15 protein-coding genes are annotated in these 15,288 nt (G+C 66.2%); all 15 read left to right on the top strand.

Annotated features, from left to right (window positions below; all coding sequences use genetic code 11):
• Window positions 1-801: an ABC transporter permease subunit gene (locus WAW17_RS02930; RefSeq protein WP_422331520.1), complete on the top strand. Its 801-nt coding sequence runs from the start codon at window positions 1-3 to the stop codon at window positions 799-801.
• Window positions 802-803: 2 nt separating this feature from the next.
• Window positions 804-1,685, top strand: coding sequence for a universal stress protein (locus WAW17_RS02925; RefSeq protein ID WP_422331519.1), 882 nt, complete (start codon window positions 804-806; stop codon window positions 1,683-1,685).
• Between the two features lie 20 nt (window positions 1,686-1,705).
• On the top strand, window positions 1,706-3,007 hold the full coding sequence (locus WAW17_RS02920) for an MgtC/SapB family protein (protein WP_422331518.1): 1,302 nt from the start codon (window positions 1,706-1,708) through the stop codon (window positions 3,005-3,007).
• 56 nt (window positions 3,008-3,063) lie between these two features.
• Entirely contained in the window at window positions 3,064-3,987 is a 924-nt protein-coding gene (locus WAW17_RS02915; protein ID WP_422331517.1) for a universal stress protein, read from the top strand.
• 75 nt (window positions 3,988-4,062) lie between these two features.
• On the top strand, window positions 4,063-4,665 hold the full coding sequence (locus tag WAW17_RS02910) for a hypothetical protein (RefSeq protein ID WP_422331516.1): 603 nt from the start codon (window positions 4,063-4,065) through the stop codon (window positions 4,663-4,665).
• A gap of 54 nt (window positions 4,666-4,719) precedes the next feature.
• A complete protein-coding gene (locus tag WAW17_RS02905; RefSeq protein WP_422331515.1) occupies window positions 4,720-5,697 on the top strand; it encodes an Acg family FMN-binding oxidoreductase in 978 nt (325 codons plus the stop codon).
• Between the two features lie 147 nt (window positions 5,698-5,844).
• Window positions 5,845-7,251: a WS/DGAT/MGAT family O-acyltransferase gene (locus tag WAW17_RS02900; protein ID WP_422331536.1), complete on the top strand. Its 1,407-nt coding sequence runs from the start codon at window positions 5,845-5,847 to the stop codon at window positions 7,249-7,251.
• Between the two features lie 60 nt (window positions 7,252-7,311).
• The gene (locus WAW17_RS02895) at window positions 7,312-7,749 is read left to right on the top strand and encodes a hypothetical protein (RefSeq protein WP_422331514.1); all 438 of its coding nucleotides are present in this window, start codon (window positions 7,312-7,314) and stop codon (window positions 7,747-7,749) included.
• Between the two features lie 514 nt (window positions 7,750-8,263).
• Window positions 8,264-8,623, top strand: a complete 360-nt coding sequence (locus WAW17_RS02890) for an NADH-quinone oxidoreductase subunit A (RefSeq protein ID WP_422331513.1) — start codon at window positions 8,264-8,266, stop codon at window positions 8,621-8,623.
• An 82-nt stretch (window positions 8,624-8,705) separates the two neighbouring features.
• Window positions 8,706-9,260 (top strand): NuoB/complex I 20 kDa subunit family protein, encoded by a 555-nt coding sequence (locus WAW17_RS02885; RefSeq protein ID WP_422331512.1) that lies wholly within the window; start codon window positions 8,706-8,708, stop codon window positions 9,258-9,260.
• Window positions 9,257-10,012 carry an NADH-quinone oxidoreductase subunit C gene (locus tag WAW17_RS02880; protein ID WP_422331511.1) on the top strand — a complete coding sequence of 252 codons (756 nt, stop codon included), beginning with the start codon at window positions 9,257-9,259 and terminating at the stop codon, window positions 10,010-10,012. The genes WAW17_RS02885 and WAW17_RS02880 overlap by 4 nt, the downstream gene beginning before the upstream one ends.
• Window positions 10,012-11,334 carry an NADH dehydrogenase (quinone) subunit D gene (gene nuoD / locus WAW17_RS02875; RefSeq protein ID WP_422331510.1) on the top strand — a complete coding sequence of 441 codons (1,323 nt, stop codon included), beginning with the start codon at window positions 10,012-10,014 and terminating at the stop codon, window positions 11,332-11,334. Before WAW17_RS02880 ends, nuoD begins: the two co-directional genes overlap by 1 nt.
• A 144-nt stretch (window positions 11,335-11,478) precedes the next feature.
• A complete protein-coding gene (gene nuoE, locus WAW17_RS02870) occupies window positions 11,479-12,243 on the top strand; it encodes an NADH-quinone oxidoreductase subunit NuoE (protein ID WP_422331535.1) in 765 nt (254 codons plus the stop codon).
• 1 nt (window position 12,244) lies between these two features.
• A complete protein-coding gene (nuoF, locus tag WAW17_RS02865; RefSeq protein ID WP_422331509.1) occupies window positions 12,245-13,576 on the top strand; it encodes an NADH-quinone oxidoreductase subunit NuoF in 1,332 nt (443 codons plus the stop codon).
• A partial coding sequence (locus WAW17_RS02860) for an NADH-quinone oxidoreductase subunit G (protein ID WP_422331508.1) occupies window positions 13,573-15,288 on the top strand: 1,716 nt, incomplete at its 3' end. The genes nuoF and WAW17_RS02860, both read left to right, overlap by 4 nt.

Here is a 15,288-nt window from a genome sequence, read left to right as displayed (position 1 = left end):
ATGCTGAGGAGTGTGCTGACCAAGACGCTGTACGACCAGCGTCGGGCCCTACCGGCGTGGATGCTCGGCCTGGTGCTGCTCGTCGGAATGTATGTCGCGATCTGGCCCAGTGTGCGCGACGAACCCTCGATGAACGAATTTCTCGAGCAGATGCCCGAGGCGTTCCGTGCACTGTTCGCGACGTCCGGCGCCGACATGTCGACACCCACGGGGTACATCCAGATCGAACTACTGTCCTTCATGGGCCCGCTCGTGCTCCTGCTCTACGCTACCGGCGCAGGCGCCGCAGCCGTTGCGGGCGAGGAGGATCGGGGAACGCTGGATCTGCTGCTGGCCACCCCGCTGAGTCGTAGTCGAATACTGGCGGAAAAGTTCGGGGCCATGGTCGTCGGCACGCTGGCACTCGCTGCGGTGACAGGTATCGCCCTGGTCGGCGAGGGCGCTCTTACCCGGATGGATTTGCCCGTCGGGAACGTCGCCGCAACGATGGTGCACATGGCATTGCTCGCCCTGGTATTCGGGACACTCGCGTTCGCGCTCGGCTCCGTGACCGGACATCCCGCGCTCAGCCGTTCGGTGCCCGCGGTGGCGGCGGTGCTGGCCTACGTCGTCAACGGGCTCGGGCCGCTCGTGTCCTGGCTCGCGCCATGGCAACGGTATTCGCCGTTCTTCCAGTACATGGGACACGACCCGCTGCGGCAGGGATTCTCGTTCGCTGCGGCAGCGGTCGCGTTCGCAACCGTGCTCGCGCTCTTCACGCTCGCGCTGGCCGGCTTCGATCGCCGAGACGTGGTGAGGTAGCGATGATCGTCGCAGGGGTCGACAGTTCGGCCGAATCCAGGAACGCCACCCGATGGGCGGCAACGGTCGCCGCGCGCCGCGGAATTCCGCTGCACATCGTGCATGTGGTACCGCCGGACATCACCTTCTACGGCGAGCCGGGCGACAACGCGATCACCGACGAATACCGTGCCGCCGGCGAAGCACTCGCGGCGGACGTGCTCTCCGTCGTGCAGAGCGACGAGCCGACTCTCGCGGTGCAATGTTCCGTACGGACCGGATCGACGGCCGCCGACGTCCTCCTGGACGCGGCGCGTGATGCGTCGATGGTGGTGATCGGCTCCAAATTTTCCGGGCCGATCGAGGGTTACCTGAACGCCACGGCACTGCGACTGGCCCACCACGCCCCCTCCGCGCTGACGGTCTGGCGCGGACCGGACCGGGACGCACGTCCCGACCGCCGGCCTGTCGTCGTCGGCGTGGACGGCAGCCCGTGCAGCACGGCAGCCGTCGCGCAGGCTTTCGATCTGGCCTCCCTGTTCGATGCACCTCTCGTCGCCGTACACAGCTGGACCGAGGGCTTCCCACACCAGACCGGGCCTCCGCCGGCAATCGCGCACCGTTATCCCGTCGCGGAAGCGGAACAGGCACTCCTCGCCGAGAATCTCGCCGGATGGCCGCAGCAGTATCCCGACGTCGCCGTCACCCAGGTCACCGAAAGCGGAACGCCCGCCGACGTTCTGCTGCACGCCTGCCGCGACGCCCAGCTTCTCGTCGTCGGGACCCATGGCCGCACCTCACTGGGACGAGCACTCCTCGGATCGACCAGCCAAGACATGCTCCACCGTGCCCCGTGTCCCACCATGGTCTGTCGTGAACACAGTGCACCCACCACCACCCGCTGACGGCACGGAGAGGCCGCGCCGTGGACCTCACTGAACTCCACGCCTACGGGTATGCGGCCGCCCTGCTGATCGGCCTCGGTCTCGGCATCGAACGGGAACACGATGCCGCATCCGTCGTCGACGACGGACCCCGCCGCACCGAACTGCCCGGGGCCCGTACCTTCCCACTGATCGCGCTCGCGGGAGCGGTGTCTGCGCATCTCGGCACGGTGGTCGTGACGGCCGGGTTCCTCGGCGTCTCGGCGCTGATCCTGACGTGGTACTGGGTCCGCACCCACGGAGCCCGGCCGGACATCGGCACCACCACCTCGTTCGCGGCACTCGTCGCCTACCTTCTCGGAGCCCTCGCCTGGCACCACGCCCCGCTGGCCGTCGGCCTCGGTGTCATCGTGCTCGTCCTGCTTTCGGTGAAATACCCCATGCACGTGTTCGCCGAACGTCTGATCGATGAGCGCGACATCATCGACTTCTGCGTTCTGCTCACCATCGCCTTCCTCGTGCTGCCGTTTCTTCCCGACCGGGACGCAGGCCCCTACGGCGCACTGAACCCCGCAACCATCGGGCGACTGGTCCTGATGCTGAGCCTCATCGGCTGGGTCGGCTACGTGGCCACCCGTATCCTCGGCCCCCGCTGGGGATTGCTGATCGTCGGTATCGGTGGCGGATTCGTCTCGGGCGCTGCGACGACCGCGGTAATGGGACGAACGGCCCGCAGGCATCCCGGAGTACCCGGAGCCCTCCCGGCCGCCCTCGTCACCAACTTCTCCACGATCGTTCTCGTCGTCGCCATCACCTCGGTCGTGAACCCCGAAGTGTCGGCCCAGCTCGCAATGGTCTTCGGTGGAGCCGCGGTACTGATCGCCGCCGAAACCGCCTTCCTCGTTCTCCGTCCCCGGCGCGCCCGCCGGGACAACGGCGATACCGCCGCTGCCGACGAGGAATATTCGACGGCCGGGCTCCTCGACCGTCCCATCTCGATTCCGGCCACCCTCACGCTGGCAGGCCTCCTTCTCGTCCTCCTCATCACCACCCGGGGCGCGGCCGACGCGTTCGGCGGCGGAGGTGTGATCGCGGCCGCCGCGGTCGGAGGCCTCGCCGACGCCCATGCAGCCTCCCTGGCTGCGGCTTCCGCAGCAGGAGAAACCCTGTCCGTGGACACCGCGACCGTGGCAGCGGCTGTCGCGGTCGGTACCAATCTGCTCACCAAACTCACACTCGCCACCGTCACGGGCTCCCTGTCGTTCGCGCTCAGACTCGCCGCCTGGCTCGCCCTGCCAATCGCCGTCACGGCCGTGACGCTGTGGGCACTGCTCATGGGATGACACCATGTTCACAACAACAGCAGCACTCGCACGCCGGTCGCTTCGAGGAGGCCCCAATGGACACCGCACCGATCGTCGTAGGAGTGGACGGTTCGGCACCGTCGATCGACGCGGTGCGATGGGGCACCCGGGAGGCATTGCTGCGCAAGACCCCCCTCGTTCTGCTCTCGTGCGCTCCGCGACGCGGAACGGAAGCCGTACCGCGCATCGGTGAGGAACTGTCCGCCCGGGCCGAGCGCGCACTCGCCGACGCGCGCGTGGCCACGGAGGAGCAGGACCCCGGCGGCGCGGTCGAGATCCGGACCGAAGTATCGGAACAGGATGCGTCGGCCGCGCTGATCGCACGGTCGGACACGGCACGCATGGTAGTGCTGGGTCGCCGTGGCCTCGGCGAGTTCGTCGACGGACTCGCCGGCTCGGTCAGTTCCGCGGTGGCACAGCACGCCCATTGCCCGGTCGTAGTGATCGACGGCGCGTCACAGGTCGACAGTGGGACAGGCCCCGTGGTCGTCGGCGTGGACGGATCGGTGAACAGTGCCGCCGCCGTCGCGCTGGCCTTCGAGGAGTGCACCCTTCGCAACGCCGAACTGGTCGCGTTACACGCGTGGTCGGACCAAGACCTGTCGAGCCTGCCTCTCGACACGAGCGAGGAAGACCGCAGGGCCGCCGCCGTAGCGGAGAATGCACTCCTCGCCGAAAGCCTGGCCGGATGGCAGGAGATGTATCCCGATGTGACCGTCCGCCGGATCGTCGTCCGGGACAGGCCGGTGCGGCACCTCCTCGAGCAGGCGGACGAAGCGCACGCGCAGTCGATCATCGTCGGCAGCAGGGGACGCGGCGGATTCGAGGGGATGACACTGGGCTCGACCAGTGCCGCACTGCTTCACATCGCACCGTGCCCGCTCATCATCGTCAGAACAGAAGCCACCGGCCGGACCGAGCGGGACGGAAGTCCTCCGATACACCACCACGGTCGATGACCTTGTGGACCTTGTGCCCTACACCTGCACCGCCTCCCGGGACACACTCGAACGAGAACACCGCAGGAGGGCGTGATGATCGGCGACCAGACCATACCTGTGCGTATGTGGCGCTTGGCACCGTGGAATCGGAACCGGCTCATGCGGGCCGGCGACCGCTGGGAATCCGCGGGCATTCTTCTCGTCTCACTCCTGGTGCTGATCATGATTCCCTTCGCCGCCGCGTTCGGGACCACGACGTACACCGATCTGAACGAGCAGGCCCGCGTCGACCGCGAGACACGACGCGAGGTGCCCGCGGTGCTCCTCGAAGATGCCCAACCCGCACCGGGCGACAACGCCGCCCGCTCACCAGACGGCAAGGACCGGGCCGCGGCACGCTGGACCGTCGACGGCACCGAGCACAGCGGTGACGTCCAGGCGGAGTCGGGCATGAAGGCGGGAGCCACGGTCATCGTGTGGGTGGACCCGAACGGTGACCTCGCCGACGCACCCCGCACGGGTGTCGAGAACGCCGTCCTCGCCGTCGGCGCCGCGGTGTCGGCCTGGGCGTCGGCTTCGGCACTGTGCCTTGGTCTTCTCCTGCTCGCCCGTTGGCTGGCCGGCAGACACCGCCTCGCGCAGTGGGATCGAGAATGGGAACAAATCGGCAAGAAGCCGGGGTGGCCCGTAAGCTGACAGTCGAATCTGCCGGACATACCCACCCCGCGCAGCAACGTCGAGGACAACGCAGTGGACGCCGGTCCGGATCGCCGAACGATCGAAGCAGCAGTCGCCCTCGCGTGCCGGGCCCCATCGCTCCACAACACCCAGCCGTGGCGCTGGGTTGTCGGCCCCTCCCATCTGCAGCTCTACAGCGACCCCGAGCGACTACTTCCCGCCACCGACGCGTCCGGACGTCAGATGGTGCTGTCCTGCGGCGCGGCACTCGACCACCTCCGTGTCGCGTTCGCCTCCACAGCGTGGCAGCCGATCGTCCACCGGTTGCCGAATCCCCTCGACCATCAATTACTGTCGTCGATCGAGTTCATACGGGGACCGGCTCCCACCATCCACGAGACCGCAATGTTCACGGCGATAGGACGACGGCGGACCGAGCGACTACCTCTCGCGCCGCCGCCCGACTGGGCGCGGACTCTCGACGAACTGACAGCCCTCGCCGACGAATTCGGAGTTCACATCTCGAATCCACCGCAGCAGGGTGGCCGTGCGCTCGCCGACGCCTCACACCGCGTCAACAGTCTGAGAAGCCAGGATCCGTCATACCAGGCCGAACTCGCTTGGTGGAGCGACCACGCACAGTTCCCGGAGGGTGTTCCTGAGGCAGTACTGCCGTCCGGAGCCCAGCGGCCGTCGGTCTCCCTCGCGCGTGAGTTTCCCGAGGGCAGCTCGTCCGCACCCGGGTCGGCTGCGCAAGACCGTGCGGAGATTCTGGTTCTCACCACATCCACCGACTCGCGGTTCGACTGGCTGCGGTGCGGTGAGGCGTTGTCCTCCCTCCTGCTCGCGTGCACGATCCGGGATCTCGCGACGTGTCCCGTCACCCATCTGACGGAACTCCCCGAATCCCGGGCGGTAGTGCGGGAACTGTGTGACGACGACCGGCTGCCCCAGGTGCTGATCAGAGTGGGGGTGGCGCCGGGGCCGGGTACCGCTCCGGCGACCCCGAGGCGCCCGCTGTCGGAGGTTCTGTTCCACGAGCGATTCTGACTGTGCGGGCGACCGCGACACCTGCAGTGCCCCAGCATATGTCCAAGTGACTTTCGACTCCGTGAGAAGTGCCTCGTACTCTGGTCCTTCCGGCCTCCTCCGAGGAGGCTGGTGGCAGCGGCGCTTCCCGAACGGAGTGAGGCACAGATGGACGACAACCTGAGTTTCCTGGATGCGGGCTTTCTCGAGACCGAGGATTCGGATCGGCATGCGAGCCTCACTATCGCGGCCCTTGCGATCATGGAAGGCCCCGTTCCCACACATGCCGAATTCCTCGACGCCGTCGCGGTCCGTCTCGCCGAACTCCCGCACGGCCGGCACAAGGTGCGTACCGTGCCCTTCGATTTCAGTCCACCGTCCTGGGTGGAGGACCCGCATTTCGACCTCGGGCATCATCTCCGGCGGGTGGCGCTGCCCGAACCGGGGGAGGAGGAGGCACTGTTCGGCTTCGTCGCCCGTGTCATGGGACATCGACTCGACCGCGACCGTCCCCTCTGGGAGTGCTGGGTGGTGGAAGGACTGAGCGGCGGACGCTGGGCGGCGCTACTGAAGGTGCATCACTGTATGGCAGACGGAATCGCGGGAACACGACTCCTCGAAGCGATGTGCGACGAAGTCGAGATCGGACCGGGCACGGCTCCCCAGATCGAGTCCGGTCCGTCGGTCGGCGAGCGTATCGAGAGCCTCGTGGGATCGGCTGCGTCGATGTTGTCACCGTCGCGCCAATTTCAGCTTCTCGCGTCGGCGGTCACTGCCCCGCTCCGTATCGCAACCACGAGTATGGGCGTCACGAAGGGACTGGCACGGCTCCTGTCCGAGATGCTCACGACCTCCTCCGACACCTCGCTGATCGGACCGATCGGCAAGCAGCGCCGTTACTGTGCAACGCGGGTGCGGATGAGTGACATCAAGGAAATCTGCGAGGTATACGACGTCACCGTGAACGACGTTGCTCTCGCGGCGATTACGAGTGGACTGCGCACACTCCTGCTGCGCCGCGGGGAGAAACCCGATGCACGCACGGTGCGGACCCTGGTCCCGGTGTCCGTCCGCTCGCCCGACGACGAAGGGGCGATCGACAACCGTGTCTCGCTGATGCTGCCGTTCCTGCCGGTCGATATCGAGGATCACGTCGAGCAGCTCACCACCGTCCACACCCGGGTGGCCGCACACAAGGCAGGGCGCGAAGCGGAGGGTGGCAAGGCATTCACCACGCTGGCCGAGTACGGGCCCTTCATGCCACTGGCGTGGGCAGTCCGGCTGGCCATGCGGTACCCGCAGCACAGCGTCGTCGCCGTGACCACGAACGTTCCCGGTCCACGGGAACCACGACACGTACTGGGCCGGGAGGTTCTGGACGTATACCCCTACGTTCCCATTGCCCTGAGGCTGCGCATCGGAATCGCGATTCTCAGCTACAACGACCGTCTGTCGTTCGGTCTTACAGGTGACTACGACTCCACTCCCGACCTGCCGGAACTCGCCGCGGCGATTCGGCAGGGGGTGGCGTCGCTGCTCACCTCCGCGCGCCTGGCGGCTGCCGTATCCGGCTGAATCGCCTGCCTGCGGCTCGGCTCCCGGGACCCGCGGTGCCCGGCCGGTACGATCAGGCCCGTGACCGACGTGACCGCCAACAGCAGCAGTCCCGCACCGCTGCGTGTCCTTGTCTACAGCGACGACGCAACTACACGTGAGCGGGTGGTGCTGGCGGTGGGGAAGCGTCCGGATCCGGAATTGCCGGAACTCGACTACGTCGAGGTCGCTACGGCGCCGGTGGTGATACAGCATATGGATGCCGGCACCATCGACCTTGCCATCCTGGACGGGGAAGCGGTGCCCGCCGGGGGCATGGGAATCGCGAAGCAGCTCGACGACGAAATCGAGGGCCGCCCGCCGATTCTGGTTCTGATCGGTCGTCCCGATGACGTCTGGTTGGCCAACTGGTCACGAGCCGACGCTGCAGTCCCACATCCGATCGACCCGATCAGGCTGACCGAGGCGGTTGTCGGCCTTCTGCGAACCCGGGTGTCGCACCAGCTTCCGGAGGAATAGGGGAGCGGGGACCGTTTCCGCACAGTCCAGCCGGGGGAGCGCCCCCGCGCAGGCTCTCGACGTGTTCGATCGATCAGGCCCCGGTCAATGACCGGGGCCTGATCCGTTTTGCAGCACCAGCGAATCAGCGTCTCTCATGGGCCGCGAACTATTCACGGTTCAGACTCGGCCCGTGACGGAACACCTATATTTGCAGAATCGACGGTGCCCACGTGCAGCCGGACCCTCACCTGAACAACAACGCCTCGACCCGGGGGGTCCGAGTCTGCTGTTGCGCGGGCCGGCCGTCACCCGGGTTGGGTTCTGCGCCTCACAGGTCTTCGCAAGCAGGGCACGCCGAAGAGGTAAGCGACATGTCGGTGCTGGTCAGAGGGCCCAATGGCACTCCGAAAGTTGAAAACCAAACCAGGAATCCACGGATCACCGGTAGGGTGAGATGCAGCTCACACGGGCGGTGTCTTCGGCTTCAAGACCTGGCGTTTTCGTCGGGTCGCAAGGAGGGGAGCTCAGGGGAATGAATGTCTTCGTGCCGATCCTTGTACTGGGGACGATCGCAGTGGCGTTCGCGATCATTTCGGTGCTCCTGGCATCGGCAGTCGGCCCGAGGCGCTACAACCGAGCCAAACTCGACGCGTACGAATGCGGAATCGAACCCACTCGGGAGCCCATCGGTGGCGGTCGTTTTCCCGTGAAGTACTACCTGACGGCCATGCTGTTCATCATCTTCGATATCGAGATCGTGTTCCTCTATCCGTGGGCGGTCCACTTCGACGCGCTCGGTCTCGCCGGTCTGGTAGCGATGGCTCTGTTCGTCGTCAACGTCTCCGTCGCCTACGCATACGAGTGGCGGCGCGGCGGTCTCAGTTGGGATTAGGGTCTTCCACTTCGTGGATCAGGTTCACTCCTGCTGTCCCCGAAGCGATCCGAAGCAAAGCCGGAAGTGAGGAGAGTCGGACATGGGTCTCGAAGAGAAGTTGCCGAGCGGGTTCGTGCTCAGCACCGTCGAAGGGCTTGCGGGCTACGCGCGTAAGGGTTCGTTGTGGCCCGCGACCTTCGGACTGGCCTGCTGTGCCATCGAGATGATGGCCACCAGTTCGGGCCGATTCGATATCGCCCGCTTCGGGATGGAGGCCTTTCGTGCCTCACCGCGACAGGCCGATCTCATGATCGTCGCAGGTCGGGTCAGTCAGAAGATGGCCCCCGTTCTGCGTCAGATCTACGACCAGATGGTGGAACCGAAATGGGTACTGGCGATGGGGGTCTGCGCCTCTTCGGGAGGCATGTTCAACAACTACGCAATCCTCCAGGGAGTCGATCACGTCGTACCGGTCGACATCTACCTGCCCGGTTGCCCGCCGCGGCCCGAGATGTTGCTGAACGCGATCATCACCCTCCACGAGAAGATCCAGCAGATGCCGTTGGGCGTCCACCGTGAAGAAGCGGTCCGGGCGGCGGAGCAGTCCGCACTCGCGGCCACACCCACATTCGAGTTGAAGGGATTGCTGCGGTGACATCGAAGCGCACAGGCCGCGGGGCGTCCGAACCAGTCGATCCTGCCGCAACCGCCGGTCCGGAAGGGACCGCGCCGGAACGGGAGCCCGACACCGAGACGATCGCCGTGCGGCGAGGCATGTTCGGAGTGCGGGGGAGCGGTGACACGTCCGGATACGGGCGGCTGGTACGTCCGGTTGTGCTGCCGGGCAGCACACCCCGTCCCTACGGCGGATATTTCGACGAGGTGGCAGACCACCTCCAGGCGGCGCTGACCGCCGCCGGAGTGGAATTCGAGCAAGCGATCGAGAAGATCGTCGTCTTCCGCGACGAACTGACGATCCACGTTCGACGAGAGCGCCTCCAGCTGGTCGCTCTGCGTCTGCGCGACGAACCCGATCTGCGCTTCGAGATGTGTCTGGGCGTGAACGGTGTGCACTACCCGGACGATGAGGACCGGGAACTGCATGCGGTGTACCCGCTGTTGTCGATCACCCACAACCGGCGGGTACGGCTCGAGGTGGCGGTGCCCGACGCTGACGCACACATTCCGTCGCTGTACGGCGTGTACCCGACGAACGACTGGCATGAGCGGGAGACCTACGACTTCTTCGGCATCGTGTTCGACGGCCACCCCTCGCTGACCCGTATCGAGATGCCCGACGACTGGCAGGGCCATCCTCAGCGTAAGGACTATCCGCTCGGCGGCATCCCGGTCGAGTACAAGGGCGCGGAGATCGCGCCACCCGACGAGCGGAGGGCGTACAGCTGATGAGCGATCCGTACTCGAACAGCGGGGGCACGACGGAAGGCGCAGTCTTCACCGTGACCGGGCAGGACTGGGACGATGTAGTCGGTGCCGCGGGAGAGGGCGGCGACGAACGCATCGTCGTCAACATGGGCCCTCAGCACCCGTCGACCCACGGGGTTCTTCGTCTCATTCTCGAGATCGAGGGCGAGACGGTGATCGAGGCCCGGTGTGGTATCGGGTACCTGCACACCGGGATCGAGAAGAATCTCGAGTACCGCAATTGGACGCAGGGTGTCACATTCGTCACGCGCATGGACTATCTGTCGCCGTTCTTCAACGAGACGGCCTACTGCCTGGGCGTGGAGAAGCTGCTCGACGTCACCGACGAGGTGCCGGAGCGGGCCACCGTCGTCCGGGTGATGCTCATGGAACTCAACCGCATTTCCTCACACCTGGTGGCCCTCGCCACGGGCGGTATGGAGTTGGGCGCGATGACCGCAATGCTCTTCGGATTCCGTGAGCGAGAGCTGATCCTCGATGTGTTCGAGCTCATCACCGGGCTGCGGATGAACCACGCCTACATCCGGCCCGGAGGGCTGGCGCAGGATCTGCCGCCCGGAGCGGTGGACAAGGTCCGCGAGGTACTCCGGATCATGCCGAAACGGTTGCGGGACCTCGAGCTGATGCTGAACGAGAATCCGATCTGGAAGGCTCGTACCGAAGGCATCGGCTACCTCGATCTGACCGGATGTGTGGCTCTCGGTGTCACGGGCCCGATCCTGCGGGCAACCGGGTTGCCCCACGATCTGCGGAAATCGGAGCCAGTCTGCGGTTACGAGACCTACGAGTTCGATGTCGTCACCGACACGGGCTGCGACTGTTACGGCCGCTATCTGATTCGGGTCAAGGAGATGTCGGAGTCGCTGAAGATCGTCGAACAGTGCCTGGACCGTTTACGGCCCGGCCCGGTCATGGTGGAGGACAGGAAGATCGCCTGGCCGGCGGACCTCGCTCTGGGCAACGACGGTCTCGGCAACTCACCGGAGCACATCCGCAGGATCATGGGCACCTCCATGGAGGGCCTGATCCATCATTTCAAACTGGTCACCGAAGGATTCCGGGTTCCGCCGGGGCAGGTGTATGTGGCGCTCGAGTCCCCGCGCGGGGAGCTGGGTGTGCACATCGTGAGCGACGGCGGCACCCGCCCGTACCGGGTGCACTACCGGGATCCGTCGTTCACCAATCTTCAGGCCGTCGCGGCCATGTGCGAGGGCGGCATGGTGTCGGATGTTATCGCCTCGGTCGCGAGTATCGATCCCGTCATGGGCGGAGTCGACCGATGATCAGTGTTGCGGGCGTGTGTCCGGAACTGATGTGCCCGCGGCCGGAGCGAGCCGAAATACAAAGGAGCGCAGCGAGTGAGTGACGAGGGAAGAACACGCGTGAGATCCGGAACGCCCGCGAGCGGAGCGAGCCGCGCAAGCACTGTGTTCGTCCAGTTCGGTGCTCGGCCCGAGGAGAAGGGGCAGCTGGTCCGGCCGGGTGCGCGCGAGAGTTACTCCTCTGACGTGGTGGCGCGTCTGGAGACGGATGCCGCGGCCATCATCGGGCGGTACCCGGATGCTCGTTCGGCTCTGCTGCCGTTGCTGCATCTGGTTCAGGCCGAGGACGGGTATATCACGCCGGCCGGAATCGATTTCTGTGCAGCACAATTGGGGTTGACGGGTGCGGAGGTCGCAGCTGTGGCCACGTTCTATTCGATGTATCGGCGGGACGAGACCGGCGACTACCTGGTGGGGGTCTGCACCAATACTCTGTGCGCGATCATGGGCGGCGATGCGATCCTTGCGGCGCTGGAGGAGCACCTCGACGTGTCTCCCGGTGAGACCACCACGGACGGCAAGGTCACTCTCGAGCACATCGAATGCAATGCGGCGTGTGACTTCGCTCCGGTGGTGATGGTCAATTGGGAGTTCTTCGACAACCAGACGCCCGAATCGGCTCGTTCGGTCGTCGACAGCCTGCGTTCCGGCGATTCTGTTACTCCGACCCGCGGGGCGCCGTTGTGCACGTTCCGGGAGACCGCCCGCATCCTCGCCGGGTTCCCCGACGTGCGCCCCGGTGCGCTGGAGGCCGGCGGGGTCGCCGATGCCACCGTGGCCGGCTTGCGTGCCGCGCGCGAGCGAGGGATGGAAGCGCCTGCACCGGAATCTGTTCCGAGAATCTCCGAGTCTGCCCCGAAGGGAGAATGAGGTGCCGTTGACGCCTGTTCTGAGCCGGTACTGGGACGACCCCGAGTCCTGGACCCTCGATACCTACCTCCGCCACGAGGGGTACGAGGCGCTGCGGAAGGCTCTGCGGATGAATCCGGACGAGGTGATCTCGACAGTCAAGGATTCCGGGCTGCGCGGACGTGGTGGTGCGGGATTCCCGACGGGCACGAAGTGGTCGTTCATTCCGCAGGAGCGGAGCCCGCGGAGTGAACAGACCGCACAGGGTGAAAGCAAACCGCACTACCTGGTGGTGAATGCCGACGAGTCCGAGCCGGGCACGTGTAAGGACATGCCGCTCATGCTGGCCACACCCCACACGCTCGTGGAGGGTGCGATCATCGCGGCCTACGCCATCCGTGCGAGTCACGCCTTCATCTATCTTCGCGGCGAGGTGGTCCCGGTGTTGCGGCGACTGCAGGCGGCTGTGGCCGAGGCGTACGCCGCCGGGTACCTGGGCCGAAACATCCTCGACTCCGGGTTCGATCTGGAACTGATCGTCCACGCCGGGGCCGGTGCCTACATCTGTGGTGAGGAGACCGCGCTGCTCGACTCGCTGGAAGGCCGCCGCGGCCAACCCCGCTTACGCCCACCGTTTCCCGCGGTGGCGGGGCTGTACGCCTGCCCGACCGTGGTCAACAATGTGGAGTCGATCGCGAGTGTCCCGTCGATCATTCTGGGTGGCATCGAGTGGTTCAGGTCCATGGGGAGCGAGAAGTCTCCGGGCTTCACCCTGTACTCCCTGTCCGGACATGTGACGCGTCCCGGGCAGTACGAGGCTCCGCTGGGCATCACCCTGCGGGAACTGCTCGAGTACGCCGGCGGGGTTCGTACCGGACATCGGCTGAAGTTCTGGACTCCGGGCGGTTCGTCGACGCCTATCTTCACCGATGCGCACCTCGACGTCCCGCTCGACTACGAGGGTGTGGGGGCGGCCGGATCCATGCTCGGCACCAAGGCCCTGCAGATCTTCGACGACACCACGTGCGTGGTACGCGCGGTCCTGCGCTGGACCGAGTTCTACGCGCACGAGTCCTGCGGCAAGTGCACACCCTGCCGGGAAGGCACGTACTGGCTGGTGCAGATCTTGCAGCGGCTGGAACAGGGCAACGGAAGCGAGCTGGACCTGGCGAAGTTGCTCGACATCTCCGACACGGTCCTGGGGAAGTCGTTCTGTGCTCTCGGCGACGGTGCAACCAGCCCGATCATGTCGTCCATCAAATACTTTCGTGACGAATACCTCGCGCACTTCGAGCACGGCGGCTGCCCGTTCGACCCGCACCGGTCCACTCTCATGGCAGGGGCTCACTCATGACTCAGGTCCCCGAGCGGGAGATGACCCAGGAACTGCTGACCGTCACCATCGACGGCTTCGACGTCGCTGTCCCGACGGGTACCTTGGTGATCCGCGCCGCCGAGTTGATCGGCGTCCAGATTCCGCGATTCTGCGATCATCCGCTGCTCGCACCGGTCGGCGCATGTCGGCAGTGCCTGGTCGAGGTGGAAGGCCAGCGTAAGCCGCTCGCCTCGTGCACCACCACCGTCACCGACGGCATGGTGGTCCACACGCAGGTCACGTCCGAGGTCGCCGACAAGGCACAGAAGGGCGTGATGGAACTCCTGCTGATCAACCATCCGCTCGACTGCCCGGTCTGCGACAAGGGCGGCGAATGCCCCCTGCAGAACCAGGCCATGTCAAACGGCCGGTCCGAGTCTCGTTTCGACGAGGTCAAACGCACCTTCCCCAAACCCATCTCGCTCTCGTCCGAAGTTCTGCTGGACCGAGAGCGGTGCGTGCTGTGCGCCCGCTGTACCCGGTTCTCCCAGCAGATCGCCGGCGACCCCTTCATCGAACTCATGGAACGCGGCGCGCTGCAGCAGGTCGGCATCTACGCCAAGGAACCGTTCGAGTCGTACTTCTCCGGCAACACCGTGCAGATCTGTCCGGTCGGCGCGCTGACAGGTGCCGCATACCGGTTCCGGGCCCGGCCGTTCGACCTGATCTCGAGCCCCAGTGTCTGCGAGCATTGCGCCAGCGGCTGCGCTCAACGCACGGACCATCGACGCGGCAAGGTGCTGCGCCGGCTGGCAGGGGACGACCCCCAGGTCAACGAGGAGTGGAACTGCGACAAGGGCAGGTGGGCTTTTTCGTATGCCACCCAGCCCGACCGCATCACCACGCCGCTGATCCGCCGGGGCGACGGCCGACTCGCGTCTGCTTCCTGGTCCGAGGCGCTCACCGTCGCTGCGCGCGGGCTGAGCGGAGCGATCGCGGCGGGTGCCGGGGTGGGCGTGCTCGTGGGCGGCCGGGCCACGCTCGAGGACGCCTACGCGTACTCGAAGTTCGCGCGAGTGGCGCTCGGCACCAACGACATCGATTTCCGGAGCCGGGTACATTCCGGCGAGGAAGCAGCCTTCCTCGCCGCGCGGGTAGCAGGACGCACCCTGGACGTCACCTATGACGACCTCGAGAAGGCGCCCGTGGTACTGCTCGCCGGCTTCGAGCCGGAAGAAGAATCGCCGATCGTCTTCCTGCGACTGCGGAAGGCGGCACGCAAGTACGGGCTTGTCATCCACTCGATCGCGCCGTACGCCAGCCGGGGCCTGGACAAGATGTCCGGCAGATTGTTGCAGGCCGTCCCCGGCGCCGAGCCGGAAGTTCTCGACGCCTTGTGCGGCGGTGATTCGAAAGCCGCTCTCGACGTTCGGGAGCCGGCGGCCCTCCTGCGTCAGGCCGGCGCGGTGATCTTGGTCGGCGAACGGATGGCGGGTGTGCCGGGCGGACTTTCCGCCGCTCTCCGTCTGGCCACGGTAACCGGGGCCCGACTCGCGTGGGTGCCGCGCCGGGCCGGTGAACGGGGAGCGCTGGAAGCCGGAGCCCTGCCGAATCTGCTCCCTGGCGGCCGGCCCGTGACCGATCCGCGTGCCCGGCGTCAGGTTGCATCGCTGTGGAACGTTCCGGACCTACCGGACACCGCAGGCCGCGGCAGCACAGAAATCCTGGCCGCCGTCGGTGCGGGACAATTG

The organism is Rhodococcus sp. (in: high G+C Gram-positive bacteria) (assembly GCF_049286785.1).
Taxonomy (GTDB): Bacteria; Actinomycetota; Actinomycetes; order Mycobacteriales; family Mycobacteriaceae; genus Rhodococcus_F.
The sequence above is the reverse complement of the archived record's forward strand: the minus strand, read 5'-3'. Positions and strand labels throughout refer to the sequence as shown.